The organism is Solicola gregarius (assembly GCF_025790165.1).
In the GTDB taxonomy this organism is placed as follows: domain Bacteria; phylum Actinomycetota; class Actinomycetes; order Propionibacteriales; family Nocardioidaceae; genus Solicola; species Solicola gregarius.
The window spans coordinates 4,767,737-4,785,266 of the sequence record NZ_CP094970.1 but is presented as its reverse complement, the minus strand read 5'-3'; the positions used below and the strand labels follow the sequence as shown (position 1 = coordinate 4,785,266).

At 69.0% G+C, this 17,530-nt stretch carries 19 protein-coding genes; 11 read left to right on the top strand and 8 right to left on the bottom strand.

Features of this window, described 5'->3' with window-relative positions; genetic code table 11:
* Positions 1-19: 19 nt before the first annotated feature.
* Positions 20-1,000: an ABC transporter permease gene (locus L0C25_RS23325; protein WP_271634226.1), complete on the top strand. Its 981-nt coding sequence runs from the start codon at positions 20-22 to the stop codon at positions 998-1,000.
* On the top strand, positions 997-1,830 hold the full coding sequence (locus L0C25_RS23320; protein WP_271634225.1) for an ATP-binding cassette domain-containing protein: 834 nt from the start codon (positions 997-999) through the stop codon (positions 1,828-1,830). The genes L0C25_RS23325 and L0C25_RS23320 overlap by 4 nt, the downstream gene beginning before the upstream one ends.
* A gap of 108 nt (positions 1,831-1,938) precedes the next feature.
* Here L0C25_RS23320 and L0C25_RS23315 read toward each other — a convergent pair whose 3' ends face one another.
* Together L0C25_RS23315 and L0C25_RS23310 are read right to left on the bottom strand one after the other, a co-directional pair.
* Entirely contained in the window at positions 1,939-2,337 is a 399-nt protein-coding gene (locus tag L0C25_RS23315) for a hypothetical protein (protein WP_271634224.1), read from the bottom strand.
* Between the two features lie 65 nt (positions 2,338-2,402).
* On the bottom strand, positions 2,403-3,161 hold the full coding sequence (locus L0C25_RS23310) for an alpha/beta hydrolase (RefSeq protein WP_271634223.1): 759 nt from the start codon (positions 3,159-3,161) through the stop codon (positions 2,403-2,405).
* A gap of 180 nt (positions 3,162-3,341) precedes the next feature.
* Between L0C25_RS23310 and L0C25_RS23305 the strand changes: the two genes are divergently transcribed.
* Genes L0C25_RS23305 through L0C25_RS23295 form a run of 3 tightly spaced genes read left to right on the top strand, consistent with a single transcriptional unit; the run spans position 3,342 to position 5,989 of the window.
* Positions 3,342-4,133 carry a lysophospholipid acyltransferase family protein gene (locus tag L0C25_RS23305; protein WP_271634221.1) on the top strand — a complete coding sequence of 264 codons (792 nt, stop codon included), beginning with the start codon at positions 3,342-3,344 and terminating at the stop codon, positions 4,131-4,133.
* Between the two features lie 13 nt (positions 4,134-4,146).
* A complete protein-coding gene (gene macS / locus L0C25_RS23300) occupies positions 4,147-5,331 on the top strand; it encodes a MacS family sensor histidine kinase (protein ID WP_271634220.1) in 1,185 nt (394 codons plus the stop codon).
* A gap of 10 nt (positions 5,332-5,341) precedes the next feature.
* Positions 5,342-5,989: a response regulator gene (locus tag L0C25_RS23295; protein ID WP_271634219.1), complete on the top strand. Its 648-nt coding sequence runs from the start codon at positions 5,342-5,344 to the stop codon at positions 5,987-5,989.
* Between the two features lie 2 nt (positions 5,990-5,991).
* Here L0C25_RS23295 and L0C25_RS23290 read toward each other — a convergent pair whose 3' ends face one another.
* Positions 5,992-6,621: a maleylpyruvate isomerase family mycothiol-dependent enzyme gene (locus L0C25_RS23290; RefSeq protein WP_271634217.1), complete on the bottom strand. Its 630-nt coding sequence runs from the start codon at positions 6,619-6,621 to the stop codon at positions 5,992-5,994.
* A 143-nt stretch (positions 6,622-6,764) separates the two neighbouring features.
* Here L0C25_RS23290 and L0C25_RS23285 point away from each other — a divergent pair, with 143 nt between their 5' ends.
* Positions 6,765-7,322, top strand: coding sequence for a hypothetical protein (locus tag L0C25_RS23285; protein WP_271634216.1), 558 nt, complete (start codon positions 6,765-6,767; stop codon positions 7,320-7,322).
* An 82-nt stretch (positions 7,323-7,404) separates the two neighbouring features.
* Complete coding sequence (locus L0C25_RS23280; RefSeq protein WP_271634215.1) at positions 7,405-8,430, top strand: 6-phosphofructokinase; 1,026 nt, start codon at positions 7,405-7,407, stop codon at positions 8,428-8,430.
* Positions 8,431-8,487: 57 nt separating this feature from the next.
* Here L0C25_RS23280 and L0C25_RS23275 read toward each other — a convergent pair whose 3' ends face one another.
* Entirely contained in the window at positions 8,488-9,000 is a 513-nt protein-coding gene (locus L0C25_RS23275; RefSeq protein ID WP_271634214.1) for a GNAT family N-acetyltransferase, read from the bottom strand.
* 75 nt (positions 9,001-9,075) lie between these two features.
* Here L0C25_RS23275 and L0C25_RS23270 point away from each other — a divergent pair, with 75 nt between their 5' ends.
* Positions 9,076-10,410, top strand: a complete 1,335-nt coding sequence (locus L0C25_RS23270) for a class II 3-deoxy-7-phosphoheptulonate synthase (protein WP_271634213.1) — start codon at positions 9,076-9,078, stop codon at positions 10,408-10,410.
* A gap of 180 nt (positions 10,411-10,590) precedes the next feature.
* Here the strand turns inward: L0C25_RS23270 and L0C25_RS23265 are convergent, their stop codons facing one another.
* A complete protein-coding gene (locus tag L0C25_RS23265) occupies positions 10,591-11,124 on the bottom strand; it encodes a carboxymuconolactone decarboxylase family protein (protein ID WP_271634212.1) in 534 nt (177 codons plus the stop codon).
* Positions 11,125-11,146: 22 nt separating this feature from the next.
* Between L0C25_RS23265 and pdxY the strand changes: the two genes are divergently transcribed.
* The gene (pdxY, locus tag L0C25_RS23260) at positions 11,147-11,995 is read left to right on the top strand and encodes a pyridoxal kinase PdxY (RefSeq protein WP_271634211.1); all 849 of its coding nucleotides are present in this window, start codon (positions 11,147-11,149) and stop codon (positions 11,993-11,995) included.
* Positions 11,996-12,026: 31 nt separating this feature from the next.
* On the opposite strand, the gene L0C25_RS23255 is transcribed toward pdxY, so the two are convergent.
* Positions 12,027-12,482, bottom strand: coding sequence for a VOC family protein (locus L0C25_RS23255; RefSeq protein ID WP_271634210.1), 456 nt, complete (start codon positions 12,480-12,482; stop codon positions 12,027-12,029).
* A gap of 66 nt (positions 12,483-12,548) precedes the next feature.
* Here L0C25_RS23255 and L0C25_RS23250 point away from each other — a divergent pair, with 66 nt between their 5' ends.
* Both L0C25_RS23250 and L0C25_RS23245 read left to right on the top strand, forming a co-directional pair.
* Positions 12,549-13,679, top strand: coding sequence for a threonine aldolase family protein (locus L0C25_RS23250; RefSeq protein WP_271634209.1), 1,131 nt, complete (start codon positions 12,549-12,551; stop codon positions 13,677-13,679).
* Entirely contained in the window at positions 13,618-14,628 is a 1,011-nt protein-coding gene (locus tag L0C25_RS23245) for a fatty acid desaturase family protein (protein ID WP_271634208.1), read from the top strand. The genes L0C25_RS23250 and L0C25_RS23245 overlap by 62 nt, the downstream gene beginning before the upstream one ends.
* On the opposite strand, the gene L0C25_RS23240 is transcribed toward L0C25_RS23245, so the two are convergent.
* Both L0C25_RS23240 and pknB read right to left on the bottom strand, forming a co-directional pair.
* On the bottom strand, positions 14,629-15,510 hold the full coding sequence (locus tag L0C25_RS23240; RefSeq protein ID WP_271634207.1) for a DMT family transporter: 882 nt from the start codon (positions 15,508-15,510) through the stop codon (positions 14,629-14,631).
* Between the two features lie 7 nt (positions 15,511-15,517).
* A complete protein-coding gene (pknB, locus tag L0C25_RS23235) occupies positions 15,518-17,443 on the bottom strand; it encodes a Stk1 family PASTA domain-containing Ser/Thr kinase (RefSeq protein WP_271634206.1) in 1,926 nt (641 codons plus the stop codon).
* Positions 17,444-17,530 lie beyond the last annotated feature (87 nt).

Here is a 17,530-nt window from a genome sequence, read left to right as displayed (position 1 = left end):
CGCGACTACACTCGTCCGGGTGCTGCGCCGGCCAGAGGTCGGTGCGGCGGTTGCGGCGCTGGTCGTGTTCGCGTTCTTCGCGATCTACACCGACACGTTCCTGAGCGAGGCCGGCGTCGCGACCTGGACGGAGTCGTCCGCGCGGATCGGCATCATGGCGGTCGGCGTCTCGATGCTGATGATCGGCGGAGAGTTCGACCTGTCGACCGGCACGATGATCGGCACCACCGGACTCACCGTCGGCGTCCTCACCACCCACTACGGCGTGAACGTGTGGGTAGCGGTGCTGATCGCGCTCGCCCTCGCGCTGGTGATCGGCGCGCTCAACGGCATCCTGGTGATGCGTACGGGCCTGCCGAGCTTCATCGTCACGCTCGCCACGTTCTTCGTGCTGCAGGGGCTAAACCTCGCGCTGGTGAAGGCGATCATCGGTGGAGTCGCCGTGCAGGGCATGCGCGACGTGCCGTACTTCGACTCGATCGAGCCGGTGTTCGCGACGGACATATCGCTTCCGTTCGGGGCGTCGATCACCATCTCGGTGCTCTGGTGGATCGCGGTGACGGCGATCGCGACCTGGGTGCTGCTGCGTACGAAGCCGGGCAACTGGATCTTCGCCGTCGGCGGCGCGGCCACCAGCGCGCGCCAGGTCGGTGTGCCGCTGTTCCGGACGAAGATCGGGCTGTTCATGACGACGGCCTTCGCGGGCTGGCTGGTCGGCATGATCGACCTGTTCAGTGCGGCGAGCGTGACGAGCGCCAAGGGTGTTGGCGACGAGTTCATCTTCATCATCTGCGCGGTCGTCGGCGGCTGCCTGCTCACGGGCGGGTACGGGTCGGCCATCGGCGCTGCGCTCGGCGCACTGATCTACGGCATGACCGAGAAGGGCATCGTGTACGCCGGCTGGGACAGTGACTGGTTGATGGCGTTCCTCGGCGTGATGCTGTTGCTCGCGGTGCTCGTCAACACCTGGGTACGCAAGCAGGCGGAGGTGAGTCGATGACGGAGCCACTGATCGAGGTCCGCGAGATCGGCAAGTCGTACGGCAACGTGATCGCTCTGCGTGACGTGAGTACGACGGTCGCCGCGGGTCAGGTGACGTGCGTGCTCGGCGACAACGGTGCCGGCAAGTCGACGTTCATCAAGATCCTCGCGGGTGCGCACGAGCATTCCAGCGGCGAGCTGCTGATCGACGGTGTCGCGCGGCACGTGAGCTCGCCGCGGGCCGCGCTGACGCTGGGCATCGCGACCGTCTACCAGGACCTCGCGGTCGTACCTCTGATGCCGGTCTGGCGGAACTTCTTCCTCGGCTCCGAGCCGACCAAGGGCGTCGGCCCGCTCCGCCGGCTCGACGTCGACTTCATGCGGCGTACGACGAAGAGCGAGCTGTCCGCGATGGGTATCGACCTGCGTGACGTCGACCAGCCGATCGGCACCCTGTCGGGCGGCGAGCGGCAGTGTGTGGCGATCGCGCGAGCCGTGTACCTCGGTGCGCGGGTGCTGATCCTGGACGAGCCGACCGCCGCGCTCGGTGTGAAGCAGTCGGGTGTGGTGCTGAAGTACATCGCGAAGGCACGTGAGCGCGGGCTCGGGGTCGTGTTCATCACCCACAACCCGCACCACGCGTACCCCGTCGGCGACCGGTTCGTACTGCTGCGTCGAGGCCGGAGCATGGGGGAGTGGGCGAAGTCCGAGATCACCCTCGACGAGCTGACCTCGATGATGGCCGGCGGCGCCGAGCTGGAGGAGCTGAGCGACGAGCTGGCCGAGAGCCTGGGCGCGGAGTCGGAGATCGCCCGGGAGCTGAAGGAAGAGGCTGCGGAAACCGAGTAGCGAGGTCGCGGGCGCCATGCACGGCAAGGGTCCGCATTGCACGGTGAATTCGCCGAGCAAGGCGGACCGTTACCATGTTTACATGGTAAACGTACGCTGCCGAACGCCTCAGACGACGGCGCCGTCGTCCCAGTCGCCCGGGTCGCGGCTCACCGTCATGATCAGGTAGACCACGCCGGCGACGAACCCGCCGACCAGGATGGCCGCGAGCTCGCCGGGGATGTACCAGCCGAAGATCGCGACCAGCACCATGAACGCCGGCGTGCCGACGGCTCCGGCCCAGCCGAGCCAGGTGAGCGGACGCATCCGCTGCTTCGGCGGATCGGGCGGTACGAAGTGCTCGTCGCCGTCGAGCGGATCCTGAGCGTCCTCGTAGTCCTGCCGCGACATGGGGTCGGAGAAACTCGGCTCGAACACCGGCCCGGACGTCGGCGGCAGGTCGTCCTCGGTCGCGGTCGACTCACCCGGCTCGGGCGACTCGTCGAGGTCCGGCGTCGACAACTCCATGCCGGCGACGATGCGCTCGAACTTCGAGGTCGACGTCGTCCGGCTCGCCGGGGCGGCGTCCCGTATTACCCGACACCGGTCGCCCCCGCATGCTCGGCGATGAAGTCGGCCGACTCGGCGAAGATGAGATCCATATCGTGATCGAGTGTGGCGACGTGGAAGCTGTTGTGCAACAGCACCTCCCGTTTCGACGCCGACGACACGCCGTCGAGGATGATCGGTGCGGACGACGCATCGACGACGTGATCGGTCACCGAGCGGAACAGCAGCAGTGGCTGGTCGACGCTGGAGAGGTTCTCGCGTACGTCCTTCCACATGTGCGTCTGTGAGTGCAGCGCGTGCAGAGGTGTGCGGTCGTACCCGGTCTCCTCGATGCCCTCCTTGCGGATGTCGTTGCCGATGCCGGGGATCGCGGGTACGACGTGGCGCAGCAGGGGGACGAGCAGCATGTCCTTGCGCTCGAGGTTCACCGCGGGGTTGACCAGTACGACCGCGACGATGTCGCGATGGTGCTCGGCGAGCCGGAGCGCGAGGCAGCCGCCCATCGAGAGGCCGGCGACGACGACCCGCTCGCAGCGAGCCCGCAGCTCCTCGTACGCACGGTCGACCTCGGCGTACCAGTCGGTCCAGCGGGTGCGGTTGAGCTCCTGCCAGGTGGTGCCGTGGCCGGGAAGGCGGGGAACCCGCACCGAACAGCCTCGCTCGACGAGGTAGTCGGCCCACGGGGTCATCGAGGCCGGCGAGCCGGTGAATCCGTGACACAGGACGACGCCGGTGTCGCCGGCGTCGACCGACACGGGGCGCGCAAGCGGATGCACGGTCACGGCCTTGCTCCTCGGTGGTTCGCAGTGGGCCGGTACGCCGGCCGCGCGGATGTCTTGTTCCTATGGTCCCACTCGGGTGGTGACGGGCAAGACCGCGTCCGACACGTGGCGGCCGGGAGCGTTGAGTCGGCCGCCTCCGACGGACACGGGTAGTGTTTGCCCGTCGACGGAGGAGGGTCGTTGTTCTACTGGATGCTCAAGTTCATCTTCTTGGGGCCGCTGCTGAAGCTGGTGTTCCGTCCGTGGGCAGAGGGCACCGAGCACGTCCCGGAGGACGGGCCTGCCATCCTCGCGAGCAACCACATGTCGTACAGCGACTGGTTGTTCATGCCGCTCGTCATCCCGCGCCGGGTGACGTTCGTGGCGAAGGCCGAGTACTTCGAGGGCACCGGGCTGAAGGGGTGGCTGCAGAAGACGTTCTTCTCCGGCTCGGGCCAGGTGCCGATCGACCGCACGAGCGGACGTGCGGCCGAGGGCGCGATCAAGACCCAGCTGCGGCTGCTGCACGATGGCGACGTCTGCGGCATCTACCCGGAGGGCACCCGCTCCCACGACGGCAAGCTGTACCGCGGGCGTACGGGTGTTGCCCGGTTGGCGCTCGAGGCGAAGGTGCCGGTGATCCCGGTCGCCGTGACCAACACCGACGTCCTCGCGCCGCCCGGAAAGGTGTTCGGCCGGTTCGCCCGGCCAGGGGTCCGCTTCGGCAAGCCGCTCGACTTCAGCCGCTACGAAGGCATGGAGGACGACCGCTTCATCCTGCGGGCCATCACCGACGAGATCATGTACGAGATCATGCGGCTCTCCGGTCAGGAGTACGTCGACCAGTACGCCACCGCCGCCAAGGCGAATGCCAAGAAGGATGCGAAGCAGGCCGCGGAGTCGGCGGCGGCCGAGACCGACCCGGACGCCGCGTCCGATGACGCGCCGGATTCGGGCGACGAACCAGACGAGCCGACGCAGCGCGCCTCATAGGCCGCACGATGCGATGACGGCTACGGCGAGGGTCGACCGGGCCGCGGGCAACGTCGACAACCAGCTCTTCCGAGCGCTCGCGGTGCTGCGGCTCGTGACCCTGGTCTTCGCGGTCGGCATCAACGCCGTGCGCATCGACGACTTCGACCGTCCGGCGGGCGCGGTCGGCGTCATCGCGACGATGGCCGCGTGGTCGGCGCTCGTGACCTGGCTGTACGCCGTCCCCGCCCGCCGGGGTCCATTGCTGCTGGGCGCGGACCTGCTCGTGACGCTGGCGCTGCTTCGTACGACGCCGTTCGTCGCTACCGACGCCATGATGGCCGAGCACGTCTCTACTCTCACGTCGTACTGGGTGTGCGTCCCCGTCCTGGCATGGGCGGTCTGGTGGGGCATCCGAGGCGGCGTGGCAGCGGCGGTCGTGGTGTCGGTCGCCGACGTGACCATGCGTCCCGTCGTGACAGCGTCGACGATCGGAAACGTGTTCCTGCTCGTGCTGGCGGGCCTCACCGTCGGGTACGTCGCGACCACGTTGCGTACGTCCGCGCAACGGCGGGCAGACGCCGAGCGGCGAGTCGCCGCGGTACGTGAACGCGAGCGGCTGGCCCGCGCCGTGCACGACGGTGTGCTGCAGGTGCTCGGGCTGATGCAGCGGCGTGGGGCGGAGCACGGTGGTGACCTCGCCGACCTCGGCCGCCTCGCGGGCGAGCAGGAGAGCGCGCTTCGTGGGCTGATCCAGACCTCGGTCGACCCCGCGCCCGTACGCGGACAGCTCGACCTGGTCGCGGCGCTCGCCTCGCTCGGCACACCGATGGTCACGGTCGCAACGCCGGGCGGGCCGGTGGCTCTGCCGGCCGACTTCGTCGAAACGGTGGTCGCGGTCGTACGCGCGTGCCTCGCCAACGTCGAGACCCACGTCGGGCCGGACGCGCCGGCGTGGGTACTGCTGGAGGGTGCCTCCGACGGGGTGACGGTCTCGGTCCGCGACGAGGGCCCGGGCATCGCCGACGGCCGACTCGATGCGGCCGCCGCGTCCGGCCGGATGGGGGTCGCGCGGTCGATCCGCGGCCGGGTCGCCGACCTGGGCGGGCGCGCGGACCTTCGTACGTCACCGGGCCAGGGCACCGAGTGGGAGTTCACCATCCCGCTCCCACGGGGCGGGAGAGGCAGACGTCGGACGGACGAGCGGGCGGGCGATTAGGGTGAGCGCCATGGTGCGGGTGATGGTGGTCGACGACCATCCGATGTGGCGCGACGGGGTCGCGCGCGACCTGGAGGAGTCGGGGTTCGAGGTGGTCGCGACCGCTGCCGACGGCCGCGAGGCGATCGCCCGTGCCACGGCGACGACCCCGGATGTCGTCGTGCTCGACCTGAACATCCCCGAGCCCGACGGCGTCGCGGTGTCGGCCGCCGTCGCGGCAGACCTACCGGACGTACGCGTGCTCGTGCTGTCGGCGTCGGGTGAGCAGGCAGACGTACTCGAGGCGATCAAGGCCGGCGCGACCGGATACCTCGTCAAGTCGGCATCCAGGGAGGCCCTCGTCGACGCCGTACGCAAGGTCGCCAGCGGCGAGGCGGTGTTCACCCCCGGCCTCGCGGGCCTCGTGCTCGGGGAGTACCGCCGGCTGTCCGACGCCTCGCCGGCCGAGGAGCCCGACGCGCCGGCATTGACCGAGCGCGAGACGGAAGTGCTTCGCCTGGTCGCGAAGGGGCTCGCGTACAAGCAGATCGCCGAGCGGCTCGTGGTCAGCCACCGCACCGTCCAGAACCACGTCCAGAACACGTTGCGCAAGCTGCAGATGCACAACCGCGCCGAGCTCGTCCGGTACGCGATCGAGCACGGCATCGACGGCGACTGACCTCAGCCGCGGGTGAACCTCGAGCTGGGTGCACCGCGCAGCCGGCCGGGTGGGAGCGTACGTCCGCACAGCACCAGCAGGAGGTCCTGCGCCGTGCCCTCCACGGGCTCGCCCGTCCCGTACGACCAGTCCATGTCGTCGGCGCGTAGCTCAATGTCGTCGAGGTCGACGCCGAAGAATGCGATGTTCTTGGGCCTCATGCCCCGATGGATCATCCGCATCCGCTCCTCCGGCACCTTCCAGTCGATGCCGAGGGGAGTGGTGATGTCGAGCCCATGGATGGTGTCGTGGCTCAGGGCGCCGGCGAGTCCGCCACCCGGCGGCTTCCAGGGATGGTGGATGTTGTCGCGTACCGCCGCTGCGAGCTCGCGTACGGACAGCTCGTCGGCGTCGACCCGCGCGCGCCGGTCGGCCATCGCGTCGAAGCGGCCGCGGGACTTTACCATCTCCAGAGCGACCCGCGGTAGCGAGTAGCGGAAGGCCATCGTGATGTGTGCGACGACCTCGCGTACGCGCCAGCCCGCGCAGAGCGACGGATGGTCCCATGCCTCCTCGTCGAGTCCGTCGAGGATGTCGGCCAGCTCGGTACGCTCTGTCACGATCGCTTCGCGGATACCACTGTCGGTCGTCATATCGTCCTTTCGGCGGTTGGAGTCTGCCGTTGGCGGACGTACGAGGCGGGCGGGACTCATCGGTGGGCGGCCAGGGACGGTCGGGATCCGAGCCAGGGGCGTACCCGATGGTGCCGGCGACCCGGGCGTACGAACCTGGCGGCATGATCAAGTTCTCGGCGCTCGGTGCGCCCCTCCTGCTGTTCTGCTACGGCGTGCTTCGCCTGGTCGATGGGCTCGACGGTGATCACGGACCAGGCGTCGCCTGGAATGTCGGACACGCGATGTTTCTGCTCGCAGTCATGTTGTTCTCCGTGCTCATCGTCGGCCTTCACCGACGAGTGCGAACACCTGGCCGTGGTCTCCTCGCCGACGCGTTCATGGTGCTCGGGCTTCTCGGAGCCGCGTGCTTCATCCTGGTGATCGCGGGCGACCTGTCGCAGTCGATCGACGATGCCGTCGAGCTGCCCGATGCGGTCATGCTGCTCGGACCGCTCGCGTTCCAGATCGGCCTGTTGGCACCGCTCGTCTGGCTCGCGGCGACGCACCGGATGCCGCTGTGGTCACCGCCGCTGGTGTTCCTCGGGTTCGTCGTGTTCGCGGCGAACCTCGACCTCTTGGCGCTCGGAGCCGGCGTCGTACTCGTCGGCCTGGCACCGCTCGTACGACCCGGCTCCGCCGACGTCGGCGGAGATCGAACGGCGATGACGGGGAGCAAGTAGCGGCACACGCCCGCAGGGCCTGTTTGTTGTCACCGACAACGTATAGGCTGCCGCACGACCGAACGAGCCTTAAGGAGCAAGAGTGCGTGTTGGAGTCCTGACCGGTGGCGGCGACTGTCCCGGCCTGAACGCGGTGATCCGTGCAGTGGTACGCAAGGGCGTCGCCGAGTACGACATGGATTTCGTCGGTTTCCGCGACGGTTGGCGCGGCCCGCTCGAGAACGACACGACGTCGCTCGGCGTCGACGAGGTTCGCGGCATCCTCCCGCGAGGTGGCACCATCCTCGGATCGTCTCGCACCAACCCGTTCGGCATCGAGGGCGGTGTCGAACGGATCAAGGCGAACCTGCAGGAGAGCGGCATCGACGCCCTCGTCGCGATCGGCGGCGAGGACACGCTCGGGGTCGCGACGAAGCTCGCCGAGCTCGGCGTCAACGTCGTCGGCGTACCGAAGACGATCGACAACGACCTGTCCGGCACCGACTTCACGTTCGGCTTCGACACCGCCGTCAACATCGCGACCGAGGCGATCGACCGCCTCCATACGACCGCCGAGTCACACCACCGCGTGCTCGTGATCGAGGTGATGGGGCGCCATGCCGGCTGGATCGCGCTGCACAGCGGACTCGCCGGCGGCGCCAACATCATCCTGATCCCGGAGCGCCCGTTCGACATCGAGAAGGTGTGCGCTCAGGTCGAGAGCCGCTTCGCCACCCGCTACTCGCCGATCGTGGTCGTCGCCGAGGGTGCGACGCCGGCGGAGGGCACGATGACGCTGCAGGCGGGCGAGAAGGACGCCTTCGGCCACGTCCGCCTCGGCGGCATCGGCGACCGGCTCGCCGGTGAGATCGAGCACCGTACGGGCAAGGAGGCGCGCGCGGTCGTACTCGGACACGTCCAGCGTGGCGGCACGCCGACCGCGTTCGACCGCTGGCTTGCGACGAGGTTCGGCCTGCACGCGATCCAGGCGGTACACGACGGCGACTTCGGCACGATGGTCGCCTTGCACGGCACCGAGATCGAGCGGGTCGCCCTCAAGGAGGGCACCGGAGAGCTGAAGACGGTACGTCCGGAGCTGTACGAGGAGGCCGAGGTGCTGTTCGGCTGATCGCGTCCAGGCCGACCGGTCCCGCACGCCGGGTGAGTCGCCGATGGCGTGCGGGCGCTAGACCGGCATCTCGAAGATCAGCTCGCGGCCATCGCGCGCATCCCGCTGGTCGTCGTTCTCGACCAGGCCCGCACCGCGGATGACCGCCAGCGACGCGGCGTTGTCGGGCCGCACGGTCGCGCGCAGCGTACGTACGTCGGGTTCGCGGCGGGCCCGGGCGATGAGCTCGGCCAACGCCGCCTTCGCGAAACCCCGCCCCCGATAGGCGGGGTCGACCGAGTAGCCGACCTCGGCCATCCCGGACGGGTCCGGGCCGCCGTGAAACCCGGCGTGGCCGACGGCTGTGCCCACCTCGTTGACGATCACGTACGCGACCCAGTTGCGGTCACCGGGCGTCAGGACGATCTGGTCACGGCGCAACCGCCAGAGCCAGGTTTCGTTCTTCGTGATGCGCGCGAGCTCTCGGCCGAAGGCGGCATCGGCGGCCGCGAAGTTGCACTCGGCGAGCGCCGACAGTGCGGCGGGAGTGAGTGGGAGCAGTCGGACGACGGGAAGGCGAGAATCGAGCATCGCCCTCATCCTAGTGACCGGTTCATGTGATGGACCTGACCCGACGCCGGTCGCCGCAGCCCGTACGCTAGGGGGGTGACGATCCCTTCCCTCGCCGACCTGCATGCGCTCGAACCAGCGCAGCAGCCCACGTACGCAGACCGCGCCGCGGTCGACTCCGCGGTCAGCCGACTGCAGGGCATGCCGCCGTTGGTGTTTGCGGGCGAGTGCGACAACCTGCGCGAGAAGCTCGCGGCCGTCGCCGACGGCAAGGCGTTCCTGCTCCAGGGCGGCGACTGCGCCGAGACGTTCGACGGTGTGACCGCCGAGAACGTCCGCAACAAGCTTCGGGTGCTGCTCTCGATGGCGGTCGTGCTGACGTACGCCGCGAGCGTTCCGGTGGTCAAGCTGGGCCGGATGGCCGGGCAGTACGCGAAGCCGCGCTCGAGCGACAACGAGACTCGCGACGGCGTGACGCTGCCCGCGTACCGGGGCGACGCGGTGAACGGTTTCGCGTTCACTCCCGAGACCCGCAGGCACGATCCGCAGCGGCTCGTCGAGGTCTACCACGCGTCGGCGGCGACGCTGAACCTCACCCGCGCGTTCGTCACGGGTGGGTACGCCGACCTGCGCCAGATGCACGAGTGGAACACCGACTTCGTGCGCACCAGCCCGGTCGGGCAGCGTTACGAGCGCATCGGCGCCGAGATCGACCGTGCGCTGGCGTTCATGGAGGCGTGCGGCGCCAACCCCGACGAGTTCCACACCGTCGACTTCCACTCCTCCCACGAGGCGTTGCTGCTCGAGTACGAGCACGCGATGACGCGCATCGACTCGCGTACGGAGAAGCCGTACGACGTGTCCGGCCACTTCCTGTGGATCGGCGAGCGTACGCGCCAGCTCGACGGTGCCCACGTGGAGCTGCTGAGCAAGGTGTCGAATCCGATCGGCGTGAAGCTCGGCCCGACGACGAGTCCCGACGACGCGATCGCGCTCGCCGAGCGGCTCGACCCGGATCGCATACCGGGCCGGCTGACGTTCATCACCCGGATGGGTGCGGGCAAGATCCGCGACCGGCTTCCCGAGCTGGTCGAGAAGGTCACGGCGTCGGGGGTCCGCGCCGCATGGGTGTGCGACCCGATGCACGGCAACACGTTCGAGACCGAGAACGGCTTCAAGACCCGCGAGTTCGACGACGTCATCGACGAGGTGCGCGGCTTCTTCGAGGTGCACCGTTCGCTCGGGACGTGGCCCGGTGGCATGCACGTCGAGCTCACCGGCGACGACGTCACCGAGTGCGTCGGAGGCGGCGCGGCGCTGTCGGCGGCCGACCTGTCCCATCGTTACGAGTCGGTGGTCGATCCGCGCCTGAACCGCGCGCAGTCGCTCGAGCTCGCGTTCCTCGTCTCGGAGATGCTCTCCCAGCGCTGAGGTCCGGGCGGCGGCAGCGCGTACCGGGCGGCTTGCGGCGATACCAAGTTCACCAGGTATCGCCGCACTTCACCGGCCGTCGATGCCTGGTGAAGTGGGCGACACCTGGTGAACTTGGTATCGCCACGGGGGTACCCGCAGCCGTACCTGGTGAACTTGGTATCGCTGCAGGCAGTACGCTCAGCGGTCGGTCTGGATGCGCAGCGTCGCGATCGCCGTCGCGAGCGACTCGTACTGACCACTGAGCATCACCACCTCGATGCACTCCTGCTCGCTCAGCTGCGTGCACATCGCCGCCCACGTCGCGTCGGAGATGTCGCGGTCGGCGTCGAGCTCGTCGATCGCGCGCACCAGCACCCGCTCCCGCTCGCTCCATCCGTCGGCGTCGGGTCCGGCCTTGACCCGCTCGACGTCGTCGGCGCGTACGCCCGCCCGCCGGCCGATCCGTACGTGATGCGTGAACTCGTACTCGCTTTCGCGCAGATGGGCGATGCGCAGGATGAGCAGCTCGGTCTCCCGCCGCGACAGCCGGCCGAACGGCATCAACTTCGACGAGTACCACATCCAGCCGCGAAACAGCCCGCGACTGCGTCCGAGCGTCGTGAACAGGTTCGGGGGATTCGTGCCGGTCACACGCCCGCTCACCCAGCAGATCGCGTGGTTGACGAGACCGATCTCGCGGCGTGAACCGGGTGCGATGCGCGGCGCAGTCATGGGCCGACCGTACATTGTGACCGTGCAGATCCTCTCCATCCAGTCCGCCGTCGCGTACGGCCATGTCGGAAACAGTGCGGCCGTGTTCCCGCTGCAGCGCATGGGCATCGAGGTGTGGCCGGTCAACACCGTCGAGTTCTCCAACCACACGGGCTACGGATCGTGGAAGGGTCCGGTGCTGCCGGCGGCCGATGTCGCCGCGATCGTCGACGGCGTACGCGAACGCGGAGTGTTCGAGCACCTCGACGCAGTGCTGTCGGGCTACCAGGGCGCCGAGGACGTCGGCGCCGTGGTGGTCGAGACCGTGCAAGCGGTCAAGGCCGCCAACCCGAACGCGATCTACTGTGCCGATCCCGTCATGGGCGATCGCTGGTGCGGCTTCTACGTACGCGCGGGCATCCCCGAGTTCATGCGCGAGCGGGTCCTCCCCGTCGCCGACGTGACGACACCGAACCAGTTCGAGCTGGAGTTCCTGGCCGAGCACGCCGCCGAGTCGCTCGACGACGTCGTCGCGGCCGCACAGATCGTACGCGAGCGGGGTCCGCAGACAGTGCTGGTCACGTCCGTCGAGGGGCCCGACATCGCGCCCGACCAGATGGGCATGCTCGCCGTCTCCGACGCGGGCGCGCATCTCGTACGTACGCCCAAGCTCGACCTCGCAACCGTCAGCGGCTCGGGAGACGCGACCGCCGCCGTATTCCTCGCCAACCTGCTGCGACACGATGTCGCGACCGCGCTCGGCCGGACCGCCGCCGCCGTGTACGCGATCCTCGAGGTCACGGCGAAGACCGGGTCCACGGAGATGGAGCTGATCGCCGCTCAGGCGCAGATCACCGACCCGACCGTGACGTTCGAGGTGACCCGGCTGTGAGCCGCGCGGTCACGAGGCCGTGGCGTCGCCCTCATTGATCATCGGTCGCGCTAGTCGAGCCGCTCGTTCCTCGCTCTCTCCTCGCCGCTCCGTACAACATCCAGCGGTGCCCGAACGGGTCCACGAAACAGGCGTTGCGGCCGCCGTACTCCTCGTACGGCTCCCTGATCCGAGTCGCGCCGCGCGCCCGGGCACGCTCCAACGTGGCGTCGGTGTCGGCGACCGGAATCATCAGGCTGACCGACACCCGATCGGGGTCGGAGGCGACGACGCCATGGTCCGGGAACTCGTCGGCCAGGTAGATCGTGCCCGCGCCGATCGACAGCTCCGCATGGCCGATCCGGTCGTCGGGCATGACGTACGGCTCGCCGTGTAGCTCCGCGTCGAAGACCTCGGCGTACCACGCAATGGCGTCGCGTGCATCTGCCACCGTCAGGTACGGCAGCGCACCCGGACGTGGGAATGGCGGCAGCTCGGCGCCGGTCATCGTCCCATTCTCGCGCGAAGAGGCCTCCGTTGCACGCAGATCACGGGGCCTGGGTACGGTGCGAACGTGATCGATCTGCGTAGTGACACCGTGACCACACCGACCGACGCGATGCGGCGCGCGATCGCGAACGCCGACGTCGGTGACGACGTGTACGGCGAGGATCCGTCGGTGAACGCCCTCGAGGAGCGCGTCGCCCAGATGTTCGGCCACGAGGCGGCGCTGTACTGCGTCTCGGGCAGTCTCGCCAATCTCCTCGCAGTGCGCGCGGTGACACCGGTCGGAGCCGAGGTGCTCTGCGACTCGCGGGCGCACATCGTACGAGCGGAGTCGGGTGCCCATGCCGCGATCGGAGGGGTGACGACGCGTACCTGGACGCATTCTCGCGGGCTCGCCGCAGTCGATGAGATCGACGCGCTGGTGGCGCCCGCGTCGTCGTACTTCGTGAGCACCGCGACGATCTCCGTCGAGAACACGCACAACTTCGGCGGGGGCCTCGTGCACTCCATCGACTCCCTCCGAGCGGTACGCGAACGCGCGGATGCGCAAAACCTCTCCGTGCACCTCGACGGTGCGCGGATCTGGAACGCACATGTCGCGACCGGGGTCCCGCTCACCGAGTACGGGGGCGTCGCCGATGTGCTGGCGGTCTGTCTCTCGAAGGGCCTCGGTGCGCCGGTCGGCTCGCTCGTCATCGGCTCCCGCGAGCACATCGCCGAGGCGCGCGAGTGGCGCCGTCGCCTCGGCGCCGCGTGGCGCCAGGCCGGCGTGCTCGCGGCCGCCGGGCACCATGCCCTCGACCACCACATCGACCGGCTCGCCGACGACCACGCGCATGCGCAGCTGGTCGCGGAGGCCTGCGGCATCGACCCGGCATCGGTCGAGTCGAACATCGTCGTCGTACCGGGTGCCGATGCGCGCGCAGTGGTGGAAGCCGCGCGTGCCGAGGGCGTGCTGATCGGCGCGATCGACCCGCGCACCGTACGCCTGCTGACCCATCTTGACGTGTCCCGCGCCGACGCCGAGCGCGCCGCGAACGTACTGGCCCGGGCCCTGAAACAAGGGGGGCTAACCCCACCTCGATCGGAGACCCCGCCCTATCGGAAACCGGCCGACGAGAGCGAAGACTCGATGTATGACGATCGACTCCTCCCGCACTCGCAGCGACTTCGCCGATCTCCGCGATCGCATCGATGACGCCGGGCTACTCGAGCGGCGCCCGACGTACTACGTGCTGCGCATCTCGGCCATCGTGATCGCGTTCACCGTCGGGTGGACCGCGTTCTTCACGCTCGGCAACTCGTGGTGGCAGCTGCTCACCGCGGTGTTCATCGCGGTCGGGTTCGCCCAGCTCGCACTCGTCGCACACGATCTGGCGCATATGCAGGTCTTTCGTACGCGCCGACCGAGCGAGATCGCCGGCCGTATCGTCGGCAACCTCGGGATCGGCATGGGCTACGGCTGGTGGATGGACAAGCACACGCGCCACCATGCGAACCCGAACCACGAGGAGCTCGATCCGGACGTGGCACCCGACCTCCTCACCTGGTCACCGGAACAGGCGAGCGGCACCAGCGGGCTCGCGCGGTTCGTCAGCAAGTACGAGGCGTGGCTGTTCTTCCCGCTGTTGACGCTCGAGGGCTTCAACCTGCATATCTCGAGCGTCAGAGCGCTTTTCCGCCCCGACTTCAAGCGACGCAGGCTGGAAGCGGCGCTGCTCGCCGTGCACTTCGTCGCGTACCTCAGCGTCGTCTTCACGTTCCTGTCGCCTGGTAAGGCGATCGTGTGGATCCTGCTCAACCAGGCGGTGTTCGGCCTCTACCTCGGCTGCAGCTTCGCCCCGAACCACAAGGGCATGCCGACGCTCAAGGAGGGTGAGCGTCTCGACTTCCTGCGCAAGCAGGTGCTCACGTCGCGCAACGTACGAGGCAACGTCGTCACCGACCATGCGCTCGGCGGGCTGAACTACCAGATCGAGCACCACCTGTTCCCGAACATGCCGATGCCCAACCTCCGCAAGGCGCAACCGATCGTGCGCGCGTACTGCGAGGAGCGCGGAGTGGAGTACGCCGAGGCCGGCCTGTTCGAGTCGTACGCGATCGCGCTGCGGCACATGCACTCGGTCGGGGCGCCCCTGCGCGGGTGACTACTGGCCGAGGTGCGGCACCTCGGCCTCGATCCTGCGGCGGGGTGCCAGCTCGGCGGCGAGCATGGCCACGACGACGAACGTCCCGCCGACCGCAACCCGCGGTGTCAGGGTCTCGTCGCCGAGCGCGATCGCGAACGTCGCGGCGAACACCGGTTCCATCGTCATGATGATCGCCGCCCGCGTAGCGGGCAGATGGGCCTGTGCCCAGGTCTGCGCGAGCATCGCGATCGCACCGGCGACGACGGCCATGTAGACGACCGATACCCAGTCGCGGCCGTTGTCGGGGAGGACGACACCGTTCCAGCCGGTGACCGCGAGGCACATCGCACCGATGACCGCCATCTGGACCACCGCGAGACCGTACGCGTCGCGCGCGGTCGACCAGGCGCTGAGCGCGACGATGTGGGTGGCGTACAGGATCGCGGACCCGAAGGTGATGGCCTCACCGAAGCCGACCGACAGGCCGCTCAGCGACAGGAACCCGAGCCCCACCGTCGCCATCGCGACCGCACACCAGGTCAGCTTCCCGATGCGGTTGCGCAGCACCAGCGCCGCGATCAGCGGGGTCAGGACGACGTACATACCGGTGACAAATCCCGAGATGCTCGCATCGGTGTACGCGAGCCCTTCGGTCTGCAGGATCTGCGCAAGACCGTAGATCAGACCAACGGCGAGGCCGCGGCGTCGCGTCTGCGGTGACAGCCGCGCGACGGCGCGTGGCGCGACCACGAACATCGCCGCGGCGGCGATCGCGAAGCGAACCGCGAGGAAGTCGAGCGTCGGCACCCGGTCGAGCAGATCCTTGATCAGGATGAAGGTCGAGCCCCACGTTGCCGTGACGAGGAGCAGGGCAAGGGTCGCCCAGCGGGTCGTGCGCATGCGCGTCTCAGACCACGTACAGAGTCACGGTCGAGCCGCGGCGTGCACGCTCGCCGCCGGGCGGGTCCTGGTCGCGTACGATGCCGGCCCCGACGCTGATGTCGTCCTCTTCGACCTCGACCTTGAAGCCGTGCGACTCGAGCTCGTCGGTGGCGTCGTCGACGCGCATGAAGCGTACGTCGGGCACCTCGACGCGAGCCGGCCCGCGCGACACGACCAGGCGGATCGTGTCACCGCGGTACGCCGAACCGTTGTTCGGGCTCTGCGTGATGACGTACCCGCGGGGCACGTCGCGGTCGCGGGTGCGTTCGATGTCGATCCGGAAGCCCGCCTGGGTGAGCGCGGCGCGCGCCTCGGCAACGGGCTTGCCCACCTGCGACGCGACGTCGATCGGACGGCGTCCCTTCGAGACGATCAGATCGACGGTTGTGTCGGGCTTGACCAACTTGCCGGGCTTGATGCTTCCGCGGATCACATCGCCGCTGTCGACCCGCGCGCTGTACTGCGGGATCGGCTCTCCGGCGGTGAGATGTGCCTCCGCGAGTGCGTCGCGAGCGGCGTCCTCGCTCTTGCCGGCGAGCTTCGGCACCGCGTACCGCTCCTTGCCCATCGACAGTGTGACGTCGACGGTGCCGCCGTCGATGATGTTGTCACCGGCCTCGGGTTCGGTATCCATCACCGTGCCCTCCGGCACGGTCTCGCTGTACTTCTCATGCGCCACGGTCAGGTCGAGGCCGCGGCTCTCGACGATCTGGCGTGCGGTCTTCTCGGTCTCGCCGGTCAGGTCGGGCGTGGTGCTGTAGCGCATGACACCGAAGTAGAAGCCGCCGATGGCCGCGAGGACCGCGAGGATGACGATGATGAGCAGCCAGATCAGGCCCCGTCGGCGTTTTCGCGGCGCCGGCTCGGGGGCGGGCGGTTGCGGCGAAGCCGTCGGCGGCGGGCCCTGGGAGCCGACGACGAGCGTGGGCTCGGCCTGTTGCGCGACCGTCGGAGCCGGCGCGGGCGGTTGCGCAGTGCCGCGGTCGACGGTCGGAAGGAGGTCGGCGACGAGCTCGGGGTCGTTGGGGAGTCCGCGGTCGAGCGCATGGCGTACCTGGCGGACCTGCCGCAACAGGACCCGCGCATCTGCCGAGCGGCGGTCGCGGTCGCGCGCCGTCGCGCGGGCGACGAGCGCGTCGATGTACGGCGGGATGCCCTGGATCCGCGCCGACGGCGGCGGGACGTCCTCGTGCACATGGCGGTACGCGACCTGGATCGGCGTGTCTCCGCTGTGGGGCTTGAAGCCGGTGAGCATCTCGTACAGCACGGCACCGCACGCGTACACGTCCGTGCGGGCGTCGGAGCCCTGTTTGAGAACGAGCTCCGGCGCGAGGTAGGAGACGGTGCCGATCAGCACCCCGGTGGTCGGGTTCGCGGCGCCTCCCGTGACGGACGAGACGGCCCTCGCGAGCCCGAAGTCGGCGACCTTGAGCCGGCCGTCGGGGGCAAGCAGGACGTTCTCGGGCTTCACGTCACGGTGGACGATGTGCGCCTCGTGGGCGGCCGACAGCGCGAGCAGCATCTGCTCGAGTACGGCGAGCGCGCGGCGCGGCGAGAGGGGCGCCTCCTCTCGCAGCAGGTCGCGCAGCGTACGACCCTCGACGAGCTCCATCACGAGGTAGAGCGTGCCGTTGTCGTCGCCCTGGTCGAAGACGGCGACGACGTTCGGGTGGTTCAGCTTCGCCGCCGACCGCGCCTCGCGTACGAACCGCTCGGTGAAGGCCGCGTCATCGCCCATCCCGGGGTGCATCACCTTGACGGCGACGACCCGGTCGAGCCGCGTGTCGGTCGCCCGGTACACGCTCGCCATGCCCCCTCGGGCGATGAGGTCGCCGATCAGGTAGCGCCCATCGAGCAAGCGACCCTGAAGGGACTCGTTGCTCGCGGACACGGATTCTCCTTGGTCTGGTGCAGGCCAGTGGTGCGGCGGAGACACGACTCGACGCTCGACCCCGTCCGACCTGCGGTGATTCTAGTT

Excerpts from the sequence above, each read along its gene's own strand:
- L0C25_RS23320 (WP_271634225.1), top strand. The coding sequence starts at position 997 with ATGACGGAGCCACTGATCGAGGTCCGCGAGATCGGCAAGTCGTACGGC.
- L0C25_RS23315 (WP_271634224.1), bottom strand. The coding sequence starts at position 2,337 with ATGGAGTTGTCGACGCCGGACCTCGACGAGTCGCCCGAGCCGGGTGAG.
- macS (WP_271634220.1), top strand. The coding sequence starts at position 4,147 with ATGACGGCTACGGCGAGGGTCGACCGGGCCGCGGGCAACGTCGACAAC.
- L0C25_RS23295 (WP_271634219.1), top strand. The coding sequence starts at position 5,342 with ATGGTGCGGGTGATGGTGGTCGACGACCATCCGATGTGGCGCGACGGG.
- L0C25_RS23290 (WP_271634217.1), bottom strand. The coding sequence starts at position 6,621 with ATGACGACCGACAGTGGTATCCGCGAAGCGATCGTGACAGAGCGTACC.
- L0C25_RS23285 (WP_271634216.1), top strand. The coding sequence starts at position 6,765 with ATGATCAAGTTCTCGGCGCTCGGTGCGCCCCTCCTGCTGTTCTGCTAC.
- L0C25_RS23275 (WP_271634214.1), bottom strand. The coding sequence starts at position 9,000 with ATGCTCGATTCTCGCCTTCCCGTCGTCCGACTGCTCCCACTCACTCCC.
- L0C25_RS23265 (WP_271634212.1), bottom strand. The coding sequence starts at position 11,124 with ATGACTGCGCCGCGCATCGCACCCGGTTCACGCCGCGAGATCGGTCTC.
- L0C25_RS23255 (WP_271634210.1), bottom strand. The coding sequence starts at position 12,482 with ATGACCGGCGCCGAGCTGCCGCCATTCCCACGTCCGGGTGCGCTGCCG.
- L0C25_RS23245 (WP_271634208.1), top strand. The coding sequence starts at position 13,618 with ATGACGATCGACTCCTCCCGCACTCGCAGCGACTTCGCCGATCTCCGC.
- L0C25_RS23240 (WP_271634207.1), bottom strand. The coding sequence starts at position 15,510 with ATGCGCACGACCCGCTGGGCGACCCTTGCCCTGCTCCTCGTCACGGCA.